Origin of the sequence: Anaerobacillus sp. (genome assembly GCF_046314235.1) — a bacterium.
Taxonomy (GTDB): Bacteria; Bacillota; Bacilli; order Bacillales; family Anaerobacillaceae; genus Anaerobacillus.
This window is the reverse complement of the sequence record NZ_JBKBWN010000007.1, coordinates 15814-39327: the sequence shown is the minus strand read 5'-3', so window position 1 is coordinate 39327 and position 23514 is coordinate 15814. Positions and strand designations below refer to the sequence as shown.

At 37.0% G+C, this 23514-nt stretch carries 26 protein-coding genes; 8 read left to right on the top strand and 18 right to left on the bottom strand.

Annotated features, from left to right (window positions below; genetic code table 11):
• From ACK4M9_RS11390 to ACK4M9_RS11350, 9 genes are all read right to left on the bottom strand, one after another.
• Window positions 1-534: an NfeD family protein gene (locus ACK4M9_RS11390; RefSeq protein WP_409850476.1), complete on the bottom strand. Its 534-nt coding sequence runs from the start codon at window positions 532-534 to the stop codon at window positions 1-3.
• Window positions 535-892: 358 nt separating this feature from the next.
• The gene (gene putP, locus ACK4M9_RS11385) at window positions 893-2422 is read right to left on the bottom strand and encodes a sodium/proline symporter PutP (RefSeq protein ID WP_409850866.1); all 1530 of its coding nucleotides are present in this window, start codon (window positions 2420-2422) and stop codon (window positions 893-895) included.
• Between the two features lie 515 nt (window positions 2423-2937).
• Window positions 2938-3381, bottom strand: a complete 444-nt coding sequence (locus ACK4M9_RS11380; protein ID WP_409850474.1) for a hypothetical protein — start codon at window positions 3379-3381, stop codon at window positions 2938-2940.
• Between the two features lie 13 nt (window positions 3382-3394).
• The gene (locus ACK4M9_RS11375) at window positions 3395-3871 is read right to left on the bottom strand and encodes an RDD family protein (RefSeq protein WP_409850472.1); all 477 of its coding nucleotides are present in this window, start codon (window positions 3869-3871) and stop codon (window positions 3395-3397) included.
• Window positions 3872-4201: 330 nt separating this feature from the next.
• Window positions 4202-5422, bottom strand: a complete 1221-nt coding sequence (locus tag ACK4M9_RS11370; RefSeq protein ID WP_409850470.1) for a CamS family sex pheromone protein — start codon at window positions 5420-5422, stop codon at window positions 4202-4204.
• Between the two features lie 57 nt (window positions 5423-5479).
• On the bottom strand, window positions 5480-7483 hold the full coding sequence (gene ligA, locus ACK4M9_RS11365) for an NAD-dependent DNA ligase LigA (protein ID WP_409850468.1): 2004 nt from the start codon (window positions 7481-7483) through the stop codon (window positions 5480-5482).
• Window positions 7484-7566: 83 nt separating this feature from the next.
• A complete protein-coding gene (gene pcrA / locus ACK4M9_RS11360) occupies window positions 7567-9819 on the bottom strand; it encodes a DNA helicase PcrA (RefSeq protein ID WP_409850466.1) in 2253 nt (750 codons plus the stop codon).
• 99 nt (window positions 9820-9918) lie between these two features.
• A complete protein-coding gene (pcrB, locus tag ACK4M9_RS11355) occupies window positions 9919-10602 on the bottom strand; it encodes a heptaprenylglyceryl phosphate synthase (protein WP_409850464.1) in 684 nt (227 codons plus the stop codon).
• Window positions 10603-10949: 347 nt separating this feature from the next.
• A complete protein-coding gene (locus tag ACK4M9_RS11350; protein ID WP_409850463.1) occupies window positions 10950-11396 on the bottom strand; it encodes a LysM peptidoglycan-binding domain-containing protein in 447 nt (148 codons plus the stop codon).
• 176 nt (window positions 11397-11572) lie between these two features.
• Here ACK4M9_RS11350 and ACK4M9_RS11345 point away from each other — a divergent pair, with 176 nt between their 5' ends.
• The 5 genes from ACK4M9_RS11345 to ACK4M9_RS11325 all read left to right on the top strand — a co-directional run bounded on the left by ACK4M9_RS11345 (window position 11573) and on the right by ACK4M9_RS11325 (window position 13132).
• Window positions 11573-11797: a spore germination protein gene (locus ACK4M9_RS11345; RefSeq protein ID WP_241657738.1), complete on the top strand. Its 225-nt coding sequence runs from the start codon at window positions 11573-11575 to the stop codon at window positions 11795-11797.
• Window positions 11798-11813: 16 nt separating this feature from the next.
• Window positions 11814-12041 (top strand): spore germination protein, encoded by a 228-nt coding sequence (locus tag ACK4M9_RS11340; RefSeq protein ID WP_409850460.1) that lies wholly within the window; start codon window positions 11814-11816, stop codon window positions 12039-12041.
• A gap of 25 nt (window positions 12042-12066) precedes the next feature.
• On the top strand, window positions 12067-12291 hold the full coding sequence (locus tag ACK4M9_RS11335; RefSeq protein WP_409850458.1) for a hypothetical protein: 225 nt from the start codon (window positions 12067-12069) through the stop codon (window positions 12289-12291).
• Window positions 12292-12441: 150 nt separating this feature from the next.
• Window positions 12442-13008, top strand: a complete 567-nt coding sequence (gene gerPC / locus ACK4M9_RS11330; protein WP_409850456.1) for a spore germination protein GerPC — start codon at window positions 12442-12444, stop codon at window positions 13006-13008.
• Complete coding sequence (locus tag ACK4M9_RS11325) at window positions 12998-13132, top strand: hypothetical protein (protein WP_409850452.1); 135 nt, start codon at window positions 12998-13000, stop codon at window positions 13130-13132. Before gerPC ends, ACK4M9_RS11325 begins: the two co-directional genes overlap by 11 nt.
• On the opposite strand, the gene ACK4M9_RS11320 is transcribed toward ACK4M9_RS11325, so the two are convergent.
• The 4 genes from ACK4M9_RS11320 to ACK4M9_RS11305 all read right to left on the bottom strand — a co-directional run bounded on the left by ACK4M9_RS11320 (window position 13107) and on the right by ACK4M9_RS11305 (window position 16360).
• Window positions 13107-14000: an ATP-binding cassette domain-containing protein gene (locus ACK4M9_RS11320; RefSeq protein WP_409850450.1), complete on the bottom strand. Its 894-nt coding sequence runs from the start codon at window positions 13998-14000 to the stop codon at window positions 13107-13109. The genes ACK4M9_RS11325 and ACK4M9_RS11320 overlap by 26 nt on opposite strands.
• 35 nt (window positions 14001-14035) lie before the next feature.
• Window positions 14036-15196 (bottom strand): agmatinase family protein, encoded by a 1161-nt coding sequence (locus ACK4M9_RS11315; protein ID WP_409850448.1) that lies wholly within the window; start codon window positions 15194-15196, stop codon window positions 14036-14038.
• A gap of 198 nt (window positions 15197-15394) precedes the next feature.
• Entirely contained in the window at window positions 15395-15853 is a 459-nt protein-coding gene (locus tag ACK4M9_RS11310) for an Hsp20/alpha crystallin family protein (RefSeq protein WP_409850863.1), read from the bottom strand.
• 240 nt (window positions 15854-16093) lie between these two features.
• Complete coding sequence (locus ACK4M9_RS11305; RefSeq protein WP_409850446.1) at window positions 16094-16360, bottom strand: hypothetical protein; 267 nt, start codon at window positions 16358-16360, stop codon at window positions 16094-16096.
• Window positions 16361-16588: 228 nt separating this feature from the next.
• Here ACK4M9_RS11305 and ACK4M9_RS11300 point away from each other — a divergent pair, with 228 nt between their 5' ends.
• Complete coding sequence (locus ACK4M9_RS11300; RefSeq protein WP_409850444.1) at window positions 16589-17197, top strand: hypothetical protein; 609 nt, start codon at window positions 16589-16591, stop codon at window positions 17195-17197.
• Window positions 17198-17419: 222 nt separating this feature from the next.
• Here the strand turns inward: ACK4M9_RS11300 and ACK4M9_RS11295 are convergent, their stop codons facing one another.
• The 4 genes from ACK4M9_RS11295 to ACK4M9_RS11280 all read right to left on the bottom strand — a co-directional run bounded on the left by ACK4M9_RS11295 (window position 17420) and on the right by ACK4M9_RS11280 (window position 21466).
• Window positions 17420-18052 (bottom strand): histidine phosphatase family protein, encoded by a 633-nt coding sequence (locus ACK4M9_RS11295; protein ID WP_409850442.1) that lies wholly within the window; start codon window positions 18050-18052, stop codon window positions 17420-17422.
• A gap of 256 nt (window positions 18053-18308) precedes the next feature.
• Window positions 18309-18632 (bottom strand): YerC/YecD family TrpR-related protein, encoded by a 324-nt coding sequence (locus tag ACK4M9_RS11290; protein ID WP_409850440.1) that lies wholly within the window; start codon window positions 18630-18632, stop codon window positions 18309-18311.
• 35 nt (window positions 18633-18667) lie between these two features.
• The gene (locus tag ACK4M9_RS11285) at window positions 18668-19684 is read right to left on the bottom strand and encodes a DUF3048 domain-containing protein (protein ID WP_409850438.1); all 1017 of its coding nucleotides are present in this window, start codon (window positions 19682-19684) and stop codon (window positions 18668-18670) included.
• 39 nt (window positions 19685-19723) lie between these two features.
• Window positions 19724-21466, bottom strand: coding sequence for an adenine deaminase C-terminal domain-containing protein (locus ACK4M9_RS11280; RefSeq protein WP_409850436.1), 1743 nt, complete (start codon window positions 21464-21466; stop codon window positions 19724-19726).
• A 158-nt stretch (window positions 21467-21624) separates the two neighbouring features.
• Here ACK4M9_RS11280 and ACK4M9_RS11275 point away from each other — a divergent pair, with 158 nt between their 5' ends.
• On the top strand, window positions 21625-21888 hold the full coding sequence (locus ACK4M9_RS11275; protein ID WP_409850435.1) for a YgaP family membrane protein: 264 nt from the start codon (window positions 21625-21627) through the stop codon (window positions 21886-21888).
• A gap of 175 nt (window positions 21889-22063) precedes the next feature.
• Window positions 22064-22177: an EYxxD motif small membrane protein gene (locus ACK4M9_RS11270; RefSeq protein ID WP_409850433.1), complete on the top strand. Its 114-nt coding sequence runs from the start codon at window positions 22064-22066 to the stop codon at window positions 22175-22177.
• On the opposite strand, the gene purD is transcribed toward ACK4M9_RS11270, so the two are convergent.
• Window positions 22174-23445, bottom strand: coding sequence for a phosphoribosylamine--glycine ligase (purD, locus tag ACK4M9_RS11265; RefSeq protein WP_409850431.1), 1272 nt, complete (start codon window positions 23443-23445; stop codon window positions 22174-22176). The genes ACK4M9_RS11270 and purD overlap by 4 nt on opposite strands.
• Between the last annotated feature and the right edge of the window lie 69 nt (window positions 23446-23514).

Sequence of the window (23514 nt, the reverse complement as noted above, 5' to 3'; positions counted from 1 at the left end):
TTAATTAAATTTTTCATGAGGAACCACATGTAATACCCCATTTTTAACCTCAATTACTAATACATCCGTGTCATAAGGAATGGCTTCTTCCTCAAAACTCACTGCGGATTTGGCGATTGTCCCGCCATACCCTTGAATAATTACTTCACCAAAACCATCAATCGGTATTGATGTAATCACCTTTCCAACTCGCCCCTTCAAATCTTCATCAGAATAAGCAAGCGTTGCTTCAGCTTTTGAAAGGGGGATAAGGATGAAGACATTTAACATTGTTACTAAAATTAGAGCGGTAATAAGTGAGAAAATAATAATTATGAAACTATGAACAGCTGTTAACTTCTCCATTAAGTAAGCCATCGCACTAAAAATTGTCAGAAAAGCTAAAATAACTGTTGGATTTACAGGACCTTCAGAGAGTCCATCGAATAGTCCTTCTACTAAATCACCAAATAAAATATACAGTAATGTTAAGCTCCCACTGACAATAAGCGTGATCAAATAGATTGTCTCTAAAGAATAGCCGAAAAGTTCCATTTTTTACCCTCATTCATTTTGAAGTTTGTTCTTAAATATACAAGTACAGTTCCATCCGTTGTCTTTTCATAACCTATAGCTAATTTAAATATTTTATTTTTCGACTTGCACCTCCCTTATTAATACTGATTTTTTTAACATAAAAGTCTAACATCTTTTGTGATCTTTTACTTTTTCAAGCAAAATATCAAACTCTGTACTTAACCTTTTGAAAAATTCAAATTAATAAACCCCTCCTAAATTTAATATGTTTTTCAATAAAAAGCAATTTATTCCTTAATCACCTATTATTTACGGAAATTTACTAAATAAGTTTCAAAAAAAATCAGTGGCAGTTAAAACCACTGATTTTCCGTTACTATATCTTACTTGTTTTTACGCTATCAAATTCTTCTAAGATTTCTTTTGATGGTTCTTTACCAACTAAACTAACAACCATAATCGCAAGCCAAGCCAATATGAAACCTGGAACAATTTCATAAAGGGCAAACGGAATAACAGCATCGGCTTGTGCCATGCTTTGTTCAGTAACTGGGTCAATTGGTGGTGTCGATAAAAGTTTCCAAACGACAACCGTCACGGCACCAACAACCATTCCTGCTAGCGCACCATTACGAGTCATACGTCTCCAAAACAATGCAAGAATAATGACAGGACCAAAGGCTGCACCAAAGCCTGCCCAGGCATATGATACTAGCTCAAGTATCGAGCGATCTGGATCGTATGCTAAGACAATTGCTATAATCGCAATTAATATAACCCCTGATCTTCCTACCCACACTAATTCTGTTTGACTAGCATTCTTTCTGAAAATCGCTTTATAGAAGTCTTCTGTAATTGCACTTGATGATACAAGTAACTGCGAATCAATTGTACTCATAATAGCTGCTAGAATGGCTGCTAGTAAAAACCCTGATACCCACGGGTTAAATAATAATTGTGTAAACAGGATGAACACCGTTTCGTGAGCACCGTCGGCAATGGCATCTGCAGGTCCATTCGCTGAAAAGTATGCAATCCCTACAAAACCAGTGAAGATCGCTCCCATTAAAGCTAGAACCATCCAAGTCATACCTACTAATCTTGCTTTTGGAATTTCCTTTGAGGATTTAACTGCCATAAAACGTGTAATAATATGCGGTTGCCCGAAGTAACCTAAGCCCCATGCAGCTAAAGATATAATCCCTAATGCCGTTACACCATTAAATACATCTAAAAACTCCGGGTTAACATTCCCTACTGCATTAACAGTTTCGCTCCAACCACCCATTTCAGAAATAGCGACAATTGGAACAAGTATTAACGCTATAAACATTAAGATCCCTTGGAAAAAGTCAGTCCAACTTACGGCTAAAAATCCTCCTAAAAATGTATAGGATATAATGACGATCGCACCAATCCATAAAGCTTGTGTATAACTAAACCCAAATGACGCTTCAAATAACTTCGCTCCACCAACAAGACCTGATGAAGTATAGAAAGCAAAGAAAATTAAGATTACAAATGCAGAAATCACTCTTAATGCCTTAGATTTATCTCTGAAACGATTTTCTAAAAAATCTGGAACTGTAATCGAGTCTCCAGCAATTTCTGTATATTTACGGAGACGTGTTGCCACGAACTGCCAGTTTAAATAAGCACCTACTGCTAAACCAACAGAAATCCATATTGCTTCCATCCCGGCTACATAGGCGTAACCTGGTAACCCTAATAAAAGCCAGCTACTCATATCAGAGGCCCCAGCACTTAATGCAGCGACACCTCCTCCTAACCTTCTCCCTCCTAAAACATAGTCTGATAGATTGCTAGTCATCCGATATGCAATAACCCCAATGGCTAGCATTCCTACTAAATAAATTATAAATGTAATTAACGTTGCAGGTTCCATATTAACCATTTTTTACTCTCTCCCTTCAATAAAATAAGTGACAATAGATATGACAATCAATAATGGCATCGGAATGAACAACCAAAACCATGTTGCAGCTGTTAATGCGTGCTCCATATTTCCACCCCCATTCTCTCCTAACCTTTCGTCTAACAAACTTTATTCACCTTTATGCATTTAAGTGAAAATTCATTCTTTACTAATAATTTATACTTATAGGTAAGCACTTGAAAATATAACACATAATTAAAGTTAGAACATTCATAATATTATACCATTATTTTTTTTATGTATATAAATTCGTTCGGTAAGCTATATTAAACGCTATCAATGCTATATAGGCATATATATTCAATGTAATAAATTTAAATAAGTTGAACTTTTTAAAATAAATTTGGAAAATGACCTCACACCTCACATTTATACATTGCTTCATAAAAAGTATTAGATGCAATCTTGTCTAAAATAGGAGATAAAAAAAGAAGCATATCTAAATTAGATTGCTTCCGTGAAACCTACTGATGTTTTTTTATTGGTTTACATAAAAAATATCCTAATAAAATCCCAAACTCGCTAACAAAAATATAGAAGAGAAAACTTTCTATACCTATAAATAATCCTGATACACTTCTTGAAGTTTCATTTCCACTCACACTTTGAATTCTTTGAAATAGGTAATCTATCATTGAAAATTGCCCCGTTAGATAGAAGCCCCGATATAAGAAAAATAAACCAAGTAAATAAAAAGGGAGTGAAATAAAGAAAGCCACTTTCCCCCTTGTTACAAATAGCCAAGCAATAACCATTGGGAACAGTAATATAAGCAAAAAAATCAATCCTTGAATGAGCATGTGGTTTTCAAGGGATCCTGAGAAATCGTGTGGAAAAACGAACGTGAGGTATAAGAAAAGTGAAAATAGAGTTGCGATGCCATAAAGACTTTTTTGGAAGATAGACATTGCTTTCACCCCTCTATTTCAATAAATACGTTTTTGACTTTTCATCGTATAATGGCCGCTTCCGATTTTGTAAGGAAAATACAATTGTCGGAAACAAGTATAATTTCATCAACTCTCGTTTTAGATATTGCCGTTTACTAATTTCTTTGGCATGCTCATCACGTAAATAGAGTCCCAGCATCTTCATCCCAACTGTTTGTCTAGAAATAGTCGGAAAGACAAATTGAATTAGAATAGCTACTGTTGCTAATACAAGCCAGTTAATGACAAACAAATGAATCTCATGCTCCCACATATATTGACGAACTAATACCATATCATTTAAATCGGGAGCTTGGGTTTGGCCAAACATCCACCTTGTAGTGATTGTTCCGACCACAACTAAGGCAACGGACAATGTGATAATGTCATAAAACACCCCAATAATTCGCGTCCAAAAACCAGCATAGTACTTTTCATCGAGAAGTTTATTTACCCATCGTTCTTGCATCCAATCATCCTCTCATAAATATATTTTTGAGATCGTGAAAGTGCCCTTCATAACATATGTACGAATCAGTTCTGTAAAAGTTTCACAAATATACAGAAATATCAGAATACTATACAAAAAGCTCAAGTGACCTTAGGAAGGTTAATATTAGATAATTAGAAAAGAGGCTGTCCCATAAGTGTCAGAGCACCTCGAAGTTATACTATAGAATAGAAGTGTATAGCACAAAATCCATTTATAGTAGGCGAGGTGACTGATACTTTGCTTTGGGATAGCCTCTACTTTTGATATTCTTATATTCTCCACGAAAACAGAACTATGCTTAATAATCTACCGGTAAATATGAACAAACGGCTGTTCATTTGCGTGCCTTACGATGACACTTTCCGCACCTTCTAGTGAGGTTATATAAATTTGTACTGTCAATTCTGCTGGAAAGTGCTTTTTAAGACGATCGGTAATGTACTGGGTCAGTGCAATCACTTCAGCTTTTCCATTGGTTTGTAGATTAATATCTACTGTCAATTCTTGTAACTGATTGTTTTTGTAACGACCTTTTCCAACAAGACCTACATAGTTATCAAAAAAACCATCTATATCTTGTTTAAAGCTAGCAAATCGATTGGCATCTTCGCGATAGTCAGTTGTTGCATCCCTCGAAGGGAAGAAGTAATGCGCTTCATTAACAGTTTCCCAACGTTCAATTCGCTTACCAGGTTCAATTACTGTTAAAGCGATAAATGTTCCAGGCACAATTGCTTGGCGCCTTTCTTCTTTATACAAGGCGATCATAATCGGCACATTAGCCAAGTTATCTCTTTCACGAACGCGATTTAAAACCTCAATCGCAATTTGTTTTCCTACCTCAATAATTTTATCTTCTTCTAAAGCTACTTCAAATGGGTAGGAACGCCCTAGTTCATCCAGAATACTAAAGTTGTAAATAGTATTTAATGAAATACCTAAAACTAAACCACCAAGCTCAATATTACCATCACCGGAATCCTTTAAATAGTTATGCTCCATTATATGTGATAAATATGATGGTGATGCCTCATGGAGCTCTCTTTCATATCGCACCCTTTCTGCACGAGCACTATCTGAAAGCTGTGCTTTTTCAGCTGTTAAAGGTGGGTATTCGCGTTCTGGCAAGGCTGGATTTAATCCTTCACGAGCTTTATCTTCATCATACTTACGCAACCAGCTCTGTATTAATTTCCCCTCTAAATGCTGACCTTCTTGAAAGTAATATTGATCTGGAGGAAATCTTGTCTGAGCTAACTCCATTAAGCCAATCTCTAGTTGATTAATATCGATTCGATTACTAATAGCGGCTGCTACTAATCCTCTTGCTTCACTTTGTCGATAATCCCCTTCATGCAAAACTGTTCGATAATAGTTCTCAGGCGTATTCAAGTTTGGGCTGACAATTACCTGGTCGTTATCTTCCGTTTCTTCAATGACAATTATCTCTTCTTCTTTTTCAATAATTCCGATGCAGCCTGATAATACCATTGTAGCTAGTAGTATAGGACTTATTATACGTTTCATGACAACCCTCCTCCAGTAAAACATTAGTAACGGAAACCAGCTTAAACTGTCTAACCGTTAATATTTATTTAGTTCCTCGATTAATTTTTCTTCATTCCAAACTTCAATTCCTAGGCTTTCTGCTTTTGTCAGCTTAGAGCCTGCCTTTTCCCCAGCAATTAATAGGTCAGTTTTGGCACTTACACTTCCTGTCACTTTTCCACCAAATGCTTCAATCTTCTCTTTCGCTTCTTCTCTTGACAAGATCTCTAACTTACCAGTTAAAACGATCACTTTGTTTGTAAATATTGAATCGCTAGTAATTGCTAGCTTTTGCCCTTTAAATTCGGTGTTAACTCCAGAAGCTTTCAACTCATTTATTAGCTCGGAAACAACAGGTGTATTAAAATAGCGGACGACCGACTCGGCCATTTTTACACCAATTTCATTTATTGATTTCAATTCTTCTTCTGAAGCCTGTTGAAGAGCGTCAATTGTTTCATAGTACTGTGCTAATGTTTTTGCGGCTTTCGCTCCAACAAAACGAATTCCAAGGCCAAACAAAAGCTTTTCTAATGAATTTTCTTTCGAAGCTTCAATTGCACCTATCAAGTTATCAACTGATTTTTCGCCCATTCTTTCAAGGCTTAGAAGCTCGCTTTTTTGTAGCTTATAAATATCGGCAACATCTTTGATTAGTCCATGATCAAATAGTTGTGTAATGACTCTTTCGCCGAGGCCATCAATATTCATCGCATTCCTAGAGACATAGTGGATTAAACCTTCACGAATTTGAGCAGGACATTTAGGGTTAATACATCGTAGAGCCACTTCCGTTTCTAGGCGGACAAGCTCACTTTCACATGCTGGACAATGTGTCGGCATGTGGAAGTCTTGTTCTTTACCAGTCCGTAACTCTTCAAGGACATTCACAACTTCGGGAATGATGTCTCCTGCTTTTTTTATAACGACTTGGTCACCAATCTTAATATCCTTTTGACGAATTAAGTCTTCATTATGCAGTGATGCTCGCTTCACCGTTGTACCTGCAACTTGAACAGGTGTCAATAAGGCTGTTGGAGTGACTACTCCGGTACGGCCAACACTCAACTCAATTCCTTCAAGAGTTGTAACAACCTCTTCAGCCGGGAATTTATATGCAATCGCCCACCTTGGACTTTTTGCTGTAAAACCTAATTTTTTTTGTGCTTCAAGGGAATCCACTTTAATAACAATTCCATCAATTTCATAAGCGAGATGTGGACGTTTCTCTAACCAACTATCCACATATCCGATTACTTCATCAATATTTTTGCAATGCTTTGCTTCTTTGTTTGTTTTTAGCCCGAGATCACTCATATATTGGAGTGCTGCTGTATGAGTTGGTAAAACTTTGTCTTTAATTTGGGCGACTGCATAAAGGAAAATATCCAAGTTTCGTTTCGCAGCAATCTTTGGATCCAATTGTCTTAGCGAACCTGCAGCAGCATTTCTTGGATTTGCGAATGGTTCTTCTTCTGCTTCTCGCTTTATTTCATTTAACTTTTCAAATGATTGTTTTGGCATAAACGCTTCGCCACGAACCTCAATATCTACAGCCTCTTTTAATTTCATAGGAATCGATCGAACCGTTTTTAAATTATTTGTAATATTTTCACCAGTTGTCCCGTCGCCTCTTGTTGCACCAAGGATAAACCGACCGTTTTCATATTTCAACGACACTGCAAGTCCATCAATTTTCAACTCGCAAGCGTATGCTACAGGTCCGCCAACAGCCTCTGTTACCCTGCGATCAAAATCACGCAGATCTTGTTCATTAAAGGCGTTACCTAAGCTTAACATTGGTATCTCGTGCTGAACTTTCTCAAAGTGTGGGAGCGGGTTTCCACCGATACGAACTGAAGGTGAATCTTCAGTTACAAGCTCCGGAAAGTCACTTTCTAACTTTATTAGCTCTTGCATTAATTTATCAAACTCAGCATCTGAGACAATCGGATTGTCTAAAACATAATAGTGATAACCGTATTCTTCAAGCTTCTCCCTTAACTCAGCACTTCTTTTTTCAGCTGCAATACGATCCATTTTTTTCGTCCTTTCTACCTTGTAAATGAAATTGGTAAATGGTCAAATACTTCGGATTATTCAACTTCATTTACGTTCTTAACTTATACTTTCTTTATTGGCGCAAATTTAGCGGCTAGACGTTTAATTCCAATAGGTTGAGGAAAGGCAATATCTAGCTCTACATTTTCAACGGAACCTTTTATGCTAACAACTGTCCCGATGCCCCATTTTTTATGTTCAGCTTTATCGCCAACTTGCCAAGTAAATTGATCTCCACCTGTTGTTGTCATTTGTGGTCTTGTCGTTGTCGACATTCTTTGTCGTTGTCCAGCAGCAAAGCCAACGCCACTAGTAGGCGTAGACGCTTGGCGTGAAGTTCTCGCCCACGCAGGCGCTTCTTTTTCTTCGTTGAGCGAATCAAGAACTTCACTTGGAATTTCCTTAATAAAACGCGATTGCGGGTTTGTATTCGTTCGTCCAAATAGTGTCCGCATTTTTGCACAAGATAAATACAACCGCTGTTCAGCACGGGTAATTCCTACATATGCAAGCCTTCTTTCTTCTTCCATCTCTTCTTCCTCAAACAGAGATCGGCTATGCGGAAAGACGCCTTCTTCCATACCGATTAAAAAGACGACAGGAAACTCTAAGCCTTTTGCTGAATGGAGGGTCATTAATAACACTCGTTCTGAATCCTTTTGCTCGTTTTCATCTTCATCAACTTTGTCGATATCAGCAACAAGTGCTAAGTCTGTTAAAAACGACACTAACGACTTATCATCGTTCTTATTTTCAAACTCATTTGTGACCGACAAGAATTCATCAATATTTTCGAGGCGACTTTGTGCTTCAATTGTTTTTTCATTTTTCAACATATCGCGATAACCAGTTTTATCGAGTAATTCCTCAACAAGCTCTGTCACTGATAAATATTCCTCTAACTGAACCCAGCCACGCATTTGGTCGATAAATTCAATCAGCTTATTTGTCGTACCTTTTGCTAAGCCCATTTGCTCAACTTCATGTAATGCTTGATAGATCGAAATCCCTTGAGAAGCCGCAAACTCCGCAATTCTGTCTACAGTAGTTGCACCAATCCCTCGTTTAGGAACATTAATAATTCTGCGTAATGAAATATCATCATCAGGGTTTGCTACCACTCGTAAATAAGCTAATAGATCTTTAATTTCTTTACGGTCATAGAACTTTGTCCCGCCAACAATGTTATAGTTGATGTTTGATTTAACTAATAATTCCTCAATGACACGCGATTGTGCATTTGTTCGATACAAGATAGCCATATCTGTTAGTTTATAATCATGTTCCTTCATCAATTCCTTAATTTTCCCAACGACGAAGTAAGCTTCATCATGCTCAGTATCGCCAATAAAACAAGCAATATTGTCACCTGACTGATTTTCTGTCCATAAATTTTTCGGTTTGCGATTAAAGTTATTATTAATGACTTCGTTCGCCGCCCGCAAAATTGTCTTTGTTGAACGATAATTTTGCTCTAACATAATCGTTGTCGACTTCGGATAGTCATTTTCAAACGATAATATATTGGAAATATCGGCACCGCGCCAACCGTAAATTGATTGATCTGAATCACCAACGACACAAATGTTTTTATAGCGCGCTGCTAACATTTTTACTAACATGTATTGGGCTCTATTCGTATCCTGATACTCATCAACGTGAATATATTGGAATTTACGTTGATAGAACTCTAGAACTTCAGGGACTTGTGTAAACAGTTGTATCGTAGTCATGATCAGATCATCGAAATCTAAGGCATGGTTTTTACGGAGTTCTTTCTGATACGCCTCATAGACATCAGCAACCGTTGATTCATACGGACCTTTGGCAATTTTCAGATAGTCCTTTACTGTTTTTAACTCATTTTTAGCACTGCTAATGCTCCCTAATAAGCTTCTTGGTTCAAACTTCTTTGAGTCAATATTTTTTTGTTTCAAGATTTGCTTAATGACCGATAACTGATCTCCAGGATCAAGAATCGTGAAGTTTCGCTTTACCCCAATTCTGTCGATATCTCTTCTAAGAATTCGGACACACATTGAGTGAAACGTCGATATCCAAATATCCTCTGCAATTGGTCCGGTAATTTTTTTTACACGTTCTTTCATTTCTTTTGCTGCTTTATTCGTAAATGTAATCGCTAAAATTGACCATGGGGCAACCTCTTTTTCCCCTATGAGATATGCAATCCGATTCGTAAGTACTCTGGTCTTTCCAGAGCCTGCTCCGGCCATAATTAATAGGGCACCGTCAGTATGTTGTACCGCTGCTCTTTGTTCAGTATTTAATCCATTTAATATCGCTTGTACATTCATTATTACCCTCACCACCAAAACGTATGTTCTGCTTTTATTTTATTATACCGTACTATTAACATCAATGTAAAAGTCTAGTTGAAATGATTTATTGATAAACTATTTTTTTATATTCACTGTAGACAGCGCTTGCTCAATATCTTCATAGATAATATTCCCAACAACAATTGTATTGGCGTAATCAGCCATTTTTTTTGCTTGCTCTAAGTTAGTAATTCCACCACCATAAAAGAGTTGTGTTGTCTCAAGGACCGCACTTACCGCCTTAACAACTTCGACGTCTCCATATTTACCACTGTATTCGATGTAGAAAATCGGTAACTTAAACATTTTTTCTGCCATTTGTGCGTAAGCAACGATATCTTCATTAGAAATGTTTGTGTTGACATCTGTTAACTTGGCGACTTTACTCTCTGGATTTAGTACACAATAACCCTCCATAACAATCTCATCCCAGTTCATAATTGCTCCAAATTCCTTAACAGCCTGATGGTGTAGACCAGTGATCCAAGCTGTGGAACGACTATTTAACACAGAAGGAATAAAATAGTAATCGAAGCCAGGAGTTACTGTTTCAATAGATGAGACCTCCAAAGCACATGGTACTGAGTAACGTCTAATTCTCATCAGTAGGTCTAAAATGTTATCTTCTGTTAGGCCATCACTACCACCGATAATCAAACCGTCAGTTCCTGATTCACATATTCTCTCTAAGTGTTGATCACTAATCTCCTTATTAGGATCTAATTTAAATACATGGTTCCATTCATGGTATTCAAGCATTTTTTATAAGCCCCTTTTTAACTCATATCCTCATTCGGTTATTATATCAAAAAAAGCTTTCTCGCTCATCATTCCTTCTTGACTATTTTCAACAACTTTTTTCCAATACGAAACATTCATGATTTTCCGATCTCAACCCTGCTTGAGAATATCGGCGAGTTCTTTCGCTTCTCTGTTATCCAGTTCCTGTATAAAAGGCTCGCTCAAGAACTCGACCGAAAATAATCTCACAGAAAAAAGCTAATTACCTATAAGTATAGGAAACTAGCTTTTCTCATTAATATAAAATTAGAACTACCATTAATTGACCTTTTAACTGCATTGTTGACGTTTAGCCGAGCGGTTCCTTAGTAATTCCAGTTGGTTGGTTGTTGATAGTGGTACATTTCTTGCGGATAACGATGTTGTTGCTGAACAGGTATAGGTGATTGCGGGTGCTGTGGATAGTGTGGATACTGTGGATAAATTTCTACCTGTGAAAAATCCTTCTCATGATAATGTGTTCCATAAATTGGTTGTGAGTAATCTTGAGATGGCCAATGTTTTATGTTTAGTTTATTATATTTAACCGGCTCATCCGAAACAAATGCGCAAACATTTCCTTTACAATCAGAACTATCATCCATGATGCCCTCTAGTCCTACTAAAGAGGGAATTGTTAATTGCATTCCGTCTTGAAGATTGTGTGGGTCACTAATGTGTTGATTATGCCCATACAATACATTGACATCGACTTTGTATCTGTCAGCCACTTGGTATAGGGTTTCTCCCCTTTTGGTAATATGGATTTTCACTGTAAAAAAAACCTCCTAAATTAAATTCAATTCATTACATTATATTTCTATTCATCTATTGGGTTTTTGTCATAATTTTGGGCTATTTTCTACTATGAATAGTTTTATATTTTCTGTGTCATCATCCTCTTTAATACATACGATAAGTGTATAGGACAAAAAATGGGAGGATGTTTATGTTGACACATATGAACAATATCCTTGGGATCAGAATTAACAGCGCTTCTTCTAATGCCTCTATAAATTTTGGTAACGTCGTGCATAAAGGGCACCAAGCAAATATTAAGATGAATGTCGGCTACGCCCAAGCTGGTGATGCGAATTTCTCACCTTTACAATTTAATAATGCAAACCTTACAAATGATCCTGACGTACAAGATCAAGTTCAAGCTCAAATATAAACTTTAGGAGGTAATTATGTTTTTAACCCACATGAATAATATCGTTGGAATTAGAATGAATAACTTATCAGCAAACGCTTCAGTAAATTTCGGTAACTCCATCTTGAAAGGCTTCCAAGGTAACCTGAAATCAAACGTTGGTTATTTACAGCCAGGCGATGCTAACTTCTCACCTTTACAATTTAATAATGCCAATTTAACAAATGACCCTGATGTTCAAGACCAAGCTCAGGCACAGATTTAATTTTTATGGAAAGGACTAAAATCCTATGCAAATCAACATTAGAAACATTAGAGTAAATTCAATTAGTACGATTGGTTCTCTAAATATAGGGAAAACCGTCTTTACTGACAACCGAGCTTCTAGTGCCCAATTTCCAAAAGGGAATTATGAAGAAACAGAGCCTGAAAACAATGAGGAAGATGGCGAAGAAAATGGGGAGGCCATTGAATTTAATCCACCAATGAATGTACCACCGATTTTAATTCCATAATTTTAAAATGTTCGTCTAAAGCTTTATATAATGACACCACTAATTTTTTTGAAGTTAGTGGTGTATTTTTTAAAAGAAAATTCGATTTCTATGAACGCCTAGAGCCCAATTTTCATACTCTATGGAGAGACCAAATTAGGGGTGAAGTAGATGTATTATTACCAATGGCCTTATACTTATTATTACAACCAATCTTGTTATTGGGGATGTACTGATCCATCTCAATGTCAATATCAACAACATCAGCAACAGTACATGCAAGAATTATTAAGTCAGCAATATGGAGAAGACCATTATACAAATCAACAATATTATCAATTTGACATTGACGACCAAAATAATAAAAAAAATAATAAGTTGAAACAATTACAAGTTAGTAATGACAACCAGATGATATTTAATCAAGAATATACCAATAAAGTAATTCAGGCCCTTGATAGCTTACAGCAAAAGATTGAAGAAGTTGAAAAAGAAAATGAAGAGTTAAAAGAAAAGGTTGAAAATATAAAACCTATTAATATTGAGAATATTAATTACAAAATTCAGGAGTTAACCGTTGAGGAATTATCAGGGACGTTAAATATTGGCCTATCGGCGCTGACAGATGCTGAAAACCTGAAAAAGCTACTCGAGGAAAAAGGGGAAATTAAATTTAATGACATTGATACACAGGCGATGGAAAATATGGAGGAGATGGAGGACTTTAATGCTCAATAAGAGTGAATTGCTGATGTTTGAGAAATGGACAGAATTTAACATAAAGTTGGCTTACCAAATCATTATTAATGGTAAGCCACTTTTAATTAAACATTTAATTAACGTTGATTTATTTGGACATTAATTAATTTATAAAGTAACCTTGCTGCTTCTTGTTCATTTCTTGGAAGTTTCTCTAGGTTTAAATCAGGGATCATTCTAAACAACCTTGCGATCCTTGGTAAATGAAGGTTTGCTTTTCTAACACAATCCTCATTAACTAATAAATCCGGGCCTCCATACGCAAGAAGCTTACCATCTTTCATGATAATAATCGTGTCTGCCCAAGACACTGCAAAATCTACATCATGAGTAGAGAGAAGAATTGTTTTGCCCATAAAGTTCAAGCCTTGAAGAAGCGCAGCAACTTCATCTTGTCCTTGTGGATCAAGGTAGGACATTGGTTCATCAAGAATTACGATATCTGGGGTCATCGCTAAAATCCCTGCTATAGCCACCCGTTTCTTTTGTCCATAGCTAAGCTGGTAAGGAGCTTTTTGTTTAAACTCTAACATTCCTACCGAACCTAGAGCTACATTACATACCGCCTCAATCTCATCTTCTGACATCCCTAAATTCCTTGGGCCAAATTGAACGTCCTCCCAAACAGTCCCAGAGATGACCTGATCATCAGGATCCTGAAAGACTAAACCAACTTTCTGACGAATCGTTTTCGCACTTTTTTTATTTAAAGGGATACCCATAATCGAAATCGAACCTTGTTGTGGTAATTTTAACCCATTAAGATGGTGAAGGAATGTCGATTTGCCCGCACCATTTGGGCCAAGCAAAGCAATTTTTGCTCCAACCGGGATTTGTAGTGAAATATCCTCAATCGCAATAGTTGTATCAGGATAACTATACGTAACATTTTTTACATCGATCGCATACATTCCAATCACCTTCTTTAAGTTTGTCCACTCTAGGCGCACATTTTTACTAAAACTGTTCACGAAGGGTGCCTGGCACCCCTCCGTGAACAGTTTTGCTATGAGAACTTCTTGCCAAGCTTTCCAGCATCAACCATGGCTGCTAATACATCGGCGATAATCCGCGTACCAAGTAATGCGGTTTGGTCACTAACATCATATGGAGGTGATACTTCAACTAGCTCCATGCCACAAATACCTTCCCTAGCAACAATGTCTAAAAACTTTAAACCTTCCCGTGGTAAAAATCCGCCTGGTTCTGGCCATCCGGTACCAGGAACGAACCCTGCATCAAAGCTATCTATATCTACACTTAGGTATACTGCTTTTGCTCCACCAGACCATGCTTTTTCAAGAGCGATTTCTGCAACTTTTTCAATTCCTAATCTTTCAACATCATCTATTGAGATGGCTGTTGTACCGAACTTTCGAACATTTTGAACTGCTTCTCTTGGCACTTGCCATCCACCAATCCCTACTTGAACTAAGTTGGATGGTGGGGCATTAGGTATGTTGGTCGCATGGAACCAAGGTGTCGTATGCATCCGCTCATCCATATCCTTTTCCTGCAAATCGAGATGTCGATCCATATGAATAATTCCTACTTTACCATCGACATGTTCTGCGATTGCTCTTAAACATGGGTAACCAATCGCATGGTCTCCACCTAACATCACAGGTAACGTTCCTTGGGCAAAAACATGAGAAACTGCTTTATAAATTTGATCAAAGCTCTTTTCAATATTAGCGATTGTAAAGACGTCACCAACGTCACACATTTTTAGTGATTCTGCTAAATCAACGCCTTTTTCATAACTGTAACTCGTATACAATTTGGAGATGCGGCGCATTGCTTCAGGACCAAATCTCGCTCCTGCACGATACGTTGTTCCAATGTCAAACGGCACTCCAATAAATGCAACATCATACTCGCCAACTCTACGAACATCTTCTAAAAATGGTGTTCTTAAAAATGTTGGGATCCCTGCATAAGCAGGTCTAGGCTCTCTTGTGAATGTAGAAATTGTCCGATCACCAATAGACGGAGCAGCTTCTAAACCATACTTTACTGACCTTTGCAAAATCCTCTGATTTTCAATTTCTGGAATTTTCGCTTCTTTTTGCGCTTGTTCAATTCCTAATAAATCAGTTGTCCGGTCACTTTCTAGGGCTTTTTTCTTTCGAAAGCTTAAGCCATGATTATCGAAAAAACCCACCATGTATCACATCCTTTTCTCTTCAGATCCGATGCACTTCTTGTTGTATTTAAGTTAGAGGTAGGAGCACATACTAACACAATTATATTCGGCATTGCACTGGATGATGCCTATGAAAAACCTGTTTTTCTCTGTGGAACTAGCCCATTTTTTCCGCTTTTCTTCAAAAAATTAAGAAGCTGTATATTAATACAGCTTCAATTACTCATCATCTAAATTTTGAATGTTTACCTTTTTCTTAATAGGAGTTGACCTAATTAATCGATGTAAGTGAATAATTAACACACCACGTTGATAAGAGGCATCAACCTTATCATCTCTGACTGGATACGGTAACTCAACCGTTCGTTTAAATGGCCCTTGAGTAATCTCCTCCTGAATTAACCGAAAACCACTGTAATCGACATGGAGTGTACCTCTTACCTCAAGAGTCTTTTCATGTGCATATATGTCTACTTCTTCAAGCTTCAATCCTGGTAAAGCAAATATACATAAAACCTCGTTGCCAGATTCATAAATATTAAGTTTAGGACCATTATTATCAAAAATTATATTTTGAAAGTCCGAAAAAAAATCTTCTCCTAAAAAATTTGGTAACGCTTTTTTCCAATTGGCATTGCCATTACTTCCTCCGCTATTCATCGGGAAAAATTTATTCATCACTATACGCTCGCCTCCTTTTTCACTACATAGTTTATGAAAATTAGGCGCAATGTGTGCTTCAAAAAGTAGCTTGGCGCTAGGAGATCGACATTTATTACTGAAAACGCATATACTCTCTTATCTATAAACTGATCTATAAACTGAAAAAAAGATCTGCCTATACTATCCGTAGGCTCAAATCATTGGGCTAATAAAAAAGTGAATACTAGATATATATCCAGTATCCACCAATTTTTTTTATATCCAGAATAGCGATGCGCCTAATGCAAAACCACCAATGGCAGCAAGTGCAATTGGGAAAAACGGTCGGAAGCCCCAACGCGGACCCCAGCCCCAGCCTGGGTAGCCCCAACTATAACCAGCAACTCCACCAGATAGTGGCTCAATATATACAAATTGATGGTCTACATCTACAATTCTTCCAACATGCCTTTTGCCACACTTTTCAAAAATCGTGACAACCTGACCTCGATGCTTACAGCATAGTTCGTAGTAATGAGTCATTTTTTATCCCTCCATTTGTCCTATTTCCCTACTATATTATTTAAACAGGCATACAATTGACTGTGTGTTTACAACAATTTCGTCCTATTTTTTTTATAGACTCCCGAAAATCAATTGACTAGTTAAACACCCTACCAATTTAGTTTTAAATACATAAGCTATGGGTGATAGTGTAAAATTCATGAAATGTAAAATTATTTAATATAAAAGGAAAAAAAGGAGGGCAACATGTTTCCATTCAAAAATATGATGTTTCCACTTTCATCTATGTTTAAAAATAATCAAATGGGCTTTAACCCATTTGAATTACACAGTCAAATGATGAAACACCCGATGGCCAATGGTGGTCAATCGTTTCCGTTTAATATGATGACAAAAAATCCAATGGCTGGCGGGGGAAACCAAGGTTTTCCATTTAATATGGCAAAGCAAAATCAAATGCCTGGAGGGGCTCAATCTTCTCCCTTTAACATGGGGATGGGGAAGCAAAAAACAATGACCGGCGGAGCTCAATCGTTTCCGTTTAATATGATGCAGCAAAGCCCAATGGTTGGTGGTATAAATACGTTCCCGTTTAACTATGAAAACCAACCAGTTCAAGAAGAAAACCCATTCTCTAATAATTTTTTTCAAAGCCAAACTCCACAACAAATACAAAACCAACAAAATCCAGGCCATAATCAACAGGCAGCGCCATCTCAATTCCCTTATTCACTAATCAGAGATCAAAATGGCAATATCGATTTTAATAAAATAGGGAACGGTGTTCAATCAACACTAGGCCTTGTTGGGCAAATGGGACCTATGTTTAAACTGTTTAGTGGATTTTTCAGATAGGAAACGTGGGGATTTAAAAAAGACTCTATCTATTTCGCTCTTAACGTAAACTATGCGACGGTTTAATTTATACCTCTCGCTATCTTGGCAATAAATAACCTTCTACACCCTTTTAAAAATCATTTGACCATTTACCAAGATAGCGACCATGAGGCTGGATTGGTTGTAGTGCGTTGGCTTTGATAACCCTAGAGACAAGTTCATATATTCACTAGAGGGTTCCTAACTCTCTATTATATGCTTTCTCATATGCAACGTATCTCCTAATAGCTCTTTATGAAACTCTATGCCGTTCCATCTAATTAACGAAAGGCTTGTTCCCTCAATAAATGGTGGATCCCACATTTTTTCGATCGGTATATTCCAAAAAAATGACATAAGGGCCTTAATAACGACTCCATGCGTGACAATCAAGATGTTTCCACTACTATTGGTTTCAAGGATATTTTTCATTGCTTTTTCGACGCGGATTTTGAATTCACTCAAACTTTCTGCATTATGGGGGAGATGGTTGTATTTATGAGGTGCCAACCAAAAGTTAGAATACTCTTCTTGGAAGTCTTCTTCAATCTCTGCTTGCGTCCTTCCTTCCCATTCGCCAAAGGAGATCTCTTTTAATTCTTCAACAACGACAATTGGAATTTCCCTATCTAAACATATGTATTTTGCAGTGTTTAAAGCCCGGTTACTTGAACTTGAATAAATAGTTGTAAACTCAAATTCAGATAACCTATTTCCTAACAAAACCGCATTCTCTACTCCTTCGTCTGTTAATTCTGAATCTCTCCAACCTTGCAGACGATTTTCCCTATTCCACTTTGTTTCTCCATGGCGAGTTAAATAAATGTTGAGCATGAATACCTCCTATAAAAAAATAAATCTCTAATAATCGTAGTATAGTATGAAAATTATAATAGCGTCAGAAAAAAGTAAAATCCTCATCAATTAAGAAAAAAGAGGCTCGGACAAAAAGTATCTGACACCACGCGCAGGCCCTAGTAAATATAGACAGTTAAAATTATCAAATGTCTATATTCGGTTCCTGGCAGTGTCTGAAACTTTGTTATGTCCCAGCCTCCTATACTTATTCCCTTGAGTACATGAATGATCTTTACTTATCAGTACTAAGTTCCTTGTTTAACTGAACTTCTTTAACACGCTCAAGTGTCATTTCATAGCCGTCATTTCCATAGTTTAAGCAACGCTTAACACGGGAAATTGTTGCTGTACTAGCACCTGTCTCCGCCTCAATTTTTTGATATGTAAAGCCTTCACGGAGCATCCGTGCAACTTCTAGACGTTGTGCCAATGATTGAATTTCGTTGATCGTACAAAGATCATCAAAAAATTGATAACATTCTTCCAAATTTTTCAAACTTAAGATCGATAAAAATAATTGATCCAATTCTTTTCCTCTTAATTTATCAATTTGCACACTACTTCATCCTTTCGTGTTATGTCTGTACCTACTTATTGAATACTTACTTTAGAATTTAGTTCAGGAACAACATTAATCCATGTTTTCCCTCTTAGGAAACCAAGTGATTGGTCATTTTTGAATGGCAAAATTTGTCCATCAACATTTTTCCATTGAACTGCCTGGTACACACCATTTTGGATTAGAAAACCGTCTCCGCCGGAAGAAATATCGATGGCTCTACGCCCTTGCTTGTCGAGAATTTCATGGCTCATTTCAACAATGAAGATATTGTCGATGAGAACCGGATTTTCGGTTTCAAGATCAACGCTTTGTTCTTCTCCAACAATCCGAATATATTTTTTTTGATCAAGATCATATTCATATATAACATTATTAGCATCGCTACCATAATTAATGCTAACTTGAAGAGCCTTTTCACCATCCAAGACTATATCAGCCTCTAAAAAGGGCAATGTCGGTACTTCGGCTTCTAATGAGTACTTCTCGTTTTCTGTAGCCTTGAGCAGATCCTCATAGCTTGTATACATGTTATGCGGTGCCTTTCTTGCCGATGAGCGGGAGAAAAAGCGACCATCATACTTTAAGCCACTAATAAAATCGACCTTTTTTTCATCAAACATCGCAATTGCTTGCGGGCTCCCACCTGCTGAAACATAAATTCCCTTGTAACCGTTATTTAAATGAATATAATAATCTCTCGCACTACGAACCGGTCCAATTATTTCTGGTTTTTCACTATGGAAAAATGCAAGTAAGCGAGTAATCGTCGCTTCAGACAATACTTCGTACACTAAATCAGCTTGATAAAGACCTGACTGAGGTCTCGCTGCATGACTATTTTCAATCATTACACCGAATGCTCGGTATTCGGCTTCATCATCTTTCTCCAGCCCAGTTAATGGGTAGCTGTTAACATACACTTCTTTCTCTGGTGGTTGATCAACTTCGACTGGTTCTTCTTGAACTTCTTTTGGTTCTTCCTTACTACAAGCAACCATAAACAAAACTAATAGTAAAAAAATCATTCCTTTAGTAAGCCTTTTCATTCTCTACCATTCCTTTACATTAATGCTTCCTTTTATAGTTTAACGCATAATCGAAGGAAAGAGTACAGTTTTCTTCTTCACATCATAAATCCCTCTTTGCGTTACTCGGATATACGGTAAATGCGTTGATGAAAAAAACAAAAGACTATAAATTGGATCTTCAAATTGGTAGCCCCTAACCTTCAATGCCTGAACAAGCTGTTTTTCTTCCGTAATCACTTCTTCAAACCGTTTGTTTGACATCACTCCATATAACTCTAGCTTTATACTATTTATCACCCTCCCATTTTCAATTAAGACAATCCCACCTTGTTGCTTCTTCAATTGCTGGAAAGCTAATAACATATCATTCTTATTTTTTCCGATAATGATAATATCCCCAGTGTTTGAATAGGAAGAGGCGAATCCAGAAACTGTTTTTGCAAATCTTTTCACGACAGTATTAATAATCCAACGCCCATTACGATCGATCATCATGAAAAAACTTTCGTCACTTTCAGCTGCGATCTCATCTTTTGTGACATCAATGGAGATTTGATAAGGTTTAAGAATAACTGCATTGACCATTTCAATTCCAAGAGGCATTGAAAAATGCATATCATTCCTAGTTAACTCAAAATCTAACTTCAATGGAGTGACTCCATAATTCGCCCATGGAAATGCTATTTTTGGATAGCATTCTACTCCTTCTTTCTTGACCCAGTTCCCTTTTGCCAAAACAGCCACAGGACGAGGGTTCGTTTTCTTCTCTAAGATATTAATATGAGCTATCCTCCCAGGAGCAATCATTCCTAAACAATCATCTAAATGATAATGACGCGCTACATTATAAGTGGCCATTGCATAAGCCTCAGCATCAGGTAACCCCTTATCTATAGCAATTGAGATTAATAAGTCCATAAATCCCTGTTCATAAAAACTAGGAGGAGATCCATCAGTGGTCATCAACACATTACTATAATCATCTAGGCCAAGCTCTAATAATTCATCCAATAGTCTAGGAAGATCAGGACGGATCGAAGAGTGCCTTAATGATGTCGTATAGCCCATATCCAACCTCATTAGCGCTTCTTTTCCCGTCATTGCCTCATGATCACTATTCACACCTAACAAAGCCATCTGGGTTAAAGTTCGTTCAGACGCTCCAGGCAAATGCCCTTCTATAGGCTTAGAAATTCTTTTCGTTTCTTGCATCCAGTGAAGCATACTATCATCACCGTGCAGAACTTTAGGCCATGCTGTTAACTCACCTCCTTGAACAACTAAGGGATGTTCAAGCCATGCTTTCATATTTGAATAAGAAAATTTTTCTTCTTCGTGTAACAATTCTGTTTGAGCATCATACCTGCACCACCAAAACATAGATGTCGGTAACTTATCTAGGTCCTCAATCATTGTAAGCGCTTTCTTTTTATCTGTATTTAAAAACCATACTAAGTTGTCGTTTATCAGTGTTGTTGTCCCACGGACTGATGCATATTCAGCAAGTGTCTGGGGATTATATAACTGAAACGGGTGAGCATGATGTTCAATATATCCAGGAACAAGAAAACGATCAGTGCAGTCAATTATTTCTGTGCTTTCCATATTTAAAGGCATGTCGTTGCCCACATAAATAATTCGATCTTCGTATATCCATATATTCGCTTGTAGCCATTTCTTTCGCACACTATTTAAATAGGTCGCATTTACCAAACAAATTGTTGGTGCTACCTCACCGCGAATGATTTGAAGCTGCTTACGAATTTGTTTTTTTGTCCAGCGCTCAAACCTTTCTGCCATTTTGATCACCCAATTCTAAGTATATTATTTATAAAGAAAAATCAATTATTTGTGTAAAATGTGTTTCCACTATAGTAACACATTTTGTTCATTTAACACATTAAAGTTTTTTTACAAATATTAATTGGTATAGAAAAAATAAGGAGTTGTGAATCGCCATGAGAAAAATAACACCAAATATTGGGATCGTTAATGCATTAATTAGAATTACTTGTGGATTTACTTTGTTAGCTTGGGGTACTTCAAAGCTTGTAAAACGCCCATTAAGTAACACACCTTTAATAGTAGTAATGATGGGGGCAATGAAAGTCGCAGAAGGTATCACACGTTTCTGTCCGTTAACATACCTTTTCGAGGAAAAAATGACAGAAATGACAAATGGAAACAATAACGAATTTGATGAGTTAATTAATCAAAGCTAAGTAGAATTTACCATCATTATTATATTAAAAATAAGAGGCTGTCCCTAAAGCAAAGTATTAGTCACCATCTACTAAAAATAGAATGTCTACAAACATGCAATTCTATTATTACATCAGGTGGGCTTAAACTTAAGGAACAGCCTCATCTATCTTAAGTGAAAGAGGAGTTGCGAATATGTTTAATTTTGAGTTTGCATTAGATAGCTTGTTTATTTATGTGTTATTAATCGGCTGTGTTGTTGCCTTAGTTTATTTTTATACGAGAAAGAAACGTGGTAGTAGACCTTAACTATTTTGCATTTGTTTAATGGCTTTACTGCCGATGTCATTACGGTAAAAAAGTGCTTCTGTTTGTATCTTTGTTAGCTCTTTATAAACCGCTTTTTGTGCTTCAAAAAGGGTTGGAGCATGATGTGCAAGTAGTAATACTCTACCGCCATTCGTCACAAAATCACCATTCTCTTTTTTCGATCCTGCATGGAAAACAAATGTTTCTTTTGTTACGTTCTCTATACCTGAAAACTTCTTACCTTTTTCATAGCTTGCAGGATAACCTTTGGAAGCAAGAACTACTCCAACAACCGCATTGTTTGACCAAGTCAGCTCGACTTTCTCTCCATTTAAGAGACTTAGTAAAACTTCAACTAGATCATTTTTTAAGCGAGGTAGAACAACTTGTGTTTCAGGATCACCAAAACGCGCATTAAATTCAATGACTTTTGCACCTGTTGCTGTCATCATAAGTCCCGCATATAAAATCCCTGTAAACGATCTTCCTTCTTGCTTCATCGCCTTTGCCATCGGAACTAAAACTTTTTCTACTGCTTCTTCTACATCCTTCTGGCTAAATTGTGGAACTGGTGAATATGCACCCATCCCACCTGTATTTGGTCCCTTATCACCATCAAAGGCCCGCTTATGATCTTGAGCACCTACCATCGGAATGACAACCTCATCATTCACAAACGCCATTAATGAAAGCTCTTCACCAGCTAAAAATTCCTCAATAACTACTTTCTTTCCAGCCTCACCAAAAACATTTTTCTGTAACATATCATCAAGAGCTGTGATTGCCTCAAGCTCCGTCATTGCAACAATTACACCCTTACCTGCTGCAAGTCCATCGGCTTTAATGACAATTGGAGCTCCTTTGTCTTTCACATAGGCTTTCGCTGCATCAAACGTCGTAAATGTTTCAAAAAATCCTGTTGGAATATTGTATTTTCTCATCATTTCTTTTGCAAACGTTTTACTACCTTCAATAAGAGCAGCTTCTTGCCGTGGCCCAAATACAAGTAAATCATTTTCTTGGAAAGCATTTACTAATCCATTAAGCAAAGGTACTTCAGGGCCAACAATCGTTAATCCTATATTTTCATCCTTTGCAAATTGAATCAGTCCAGCAGTATCACTCTCAGATATCGGAACCAGTTTTGCCACATCAGTCATTCCATCATTACCTGGCGCAACAAACACTTGCACAACCTTTTTACTTTGCGCACATTTCCAAGCAATAGCATGCTCACGACCACCACTACCAATAACTAATACTTTCAAAACCGTTCCCCCTTTTTATGTAAAATGTAGAATTTAGAATGCTTTTAGTAAAGCTTTCGGAGCTAAACT

Bases quoted from the DNA above. Each gene is read 5' to 3' on its own strand.
- gerPC (WP_409850456.1), top strand. From the start codon at position 12,442: ATGTATTATTACCAATGGCCTTATACTTATTATTACAACCAATCTTGT.
- ACK4M9_RS11285 (WP_409850438.1), bottom strand. From the start codon at position 19,684: ATGAAAAGGCTTACTAAAGGAATGATTTTTTTACTATTAGTTTTGTTT.
- ACK4M9_RS11275 (WP_409850435.1), top strand. From the start codon at position 21,625: ATGAGAAAAATAACACCAAATATTGGGATCGTTAATGCATTAATTAGA.
- ACK4M9_RS11340 (WP_409850460.1), top strand. From the start codon at position 11,814: ATGTTTTTAACCCACATGAATAATATCGTTGGAATTAGAATGAATAAC.
- ACK4M9_RS11280 (WP_409850436.1), bottom strand. From the start codon at position 21,466: ATGGCAGAAAGGTTTGAGCGCTGGACAAAAAAACAAATTCGTAAGCAG.
- pcrB (WP_409850464.1), bottom strand. From the start codon at position 10,602: ATGCTTGAATACCATGAATGGAACCATGTATTTAAATTAGATCCTAAT.
- ACK4M9_RS11375 (WP_409850472.1), bottom strand. From the start codon at position 3,871: ATGCAAGAACGATGGGTAAATAAACTTCTCGATGAAAAGTACTATGCT.
- ACK4M9_RS11305 (WP_409850446.1), bottom strand. From the start codon at position 16,360: ATGACTCATTACTACGAACTATGCTGTAAGCATCGAGGTCAGGTTGTC.
- ACK4M9_RS11270 (WP_409850433.1), top strand. From the start codon at position 22,064: ATGTTTAATTTTGAGTTTGCATTAGATAGCTTGTTTATTTATGTGTTA.
- ACK4M9_RS11370 (WP_409850470.1), bottom strand. From the start codon at position 5,422: ATGAAACGTATAATAAGTCCTATACTACTAGCTACAATGGTATTATCA.
- putP (WP_409850866.1), bottom strand. From the start codon at position 2,422: ATGGAACCTGCAACGTTAATTACATTTATAATTTATTTAGTAGGAATG.
- ACK4M9_RS11380 (WP_409850474.1), bottom strand. From the start codon at position 3,381: ATGTCTATCTTCCAAAAAAGTCTTTATGGCATCGCAACTCTATTTTCA.
- ACK4M9_RS11335 (WP_409850458.1), top strand. From the start codon at position 12,067: ATGCAAATCAACATTAGAAACATTAGAGTAAATTCAATTAGTACGATT.
- ACK4M9_RS11325 (WP_409850452.1), top strand. From the start codon at position 12,998: ATGCTCAATAAGAGTGAATTGCTGATGTTTGAGAAATGGACAGAATTT.
- ACK4M9_RS11300 (WP_409850444.1), top strand. From the start codon at position 16,589: ATGTTTCCATTCAAAAATATGATGTTTCCACTTTCATCTATGTTTAAA.
- ACK4M9_RS11390 (WP_409850476.1), bottom strand. From the start codon at position 534: ATGGAACTTTTCGGCTATTCTTTAGAGACAATCTATTTGATCACGCTT.
- pcrA (WP_409850466.1), bottom strand. From the start codon at position 9,819: ATGAATGTACAAGCGATATTAAATGGATTAAATACTGAACAAAGAGCA.
- ACK4M9_RS11310 (WP_409850863.1), bottom strand. From the start codon at position 15,853: ATGAATAAATTTTTCCCGATGAATAGCGGAGGAAGTAATGGCAATGCC.
- ACK4M9_RS11315 (WP_409850448.1), bottom strand. From the start codon at position 15,196: ATGGTGGGTTTTTTCGATAATCATGGCTTAAGCTTTCGAAAGAAAAAA.
- ligA (WP_409850468.1), bottom strand. From the start codon at position 7,483: ATGGATCGTATTGCAGCTGAAAAAAGAAGTGCTGAGTTAAGGGAGAAG.
- ACK4M9_RS11345 (WP_241657738.1), top strand. From the start codon at position 11,573: ATGTTGACACATATGAACAATATCCTTGGGATCAGAATTAACAGCGCT.
- ACK4M9_RS11295 (WP_409850442.1), bottom strand. From the start codon at position 18,052: ATGCTCAACATTTATTTAACTCGCCATGGAGAAACAAAGTGGAATAGG.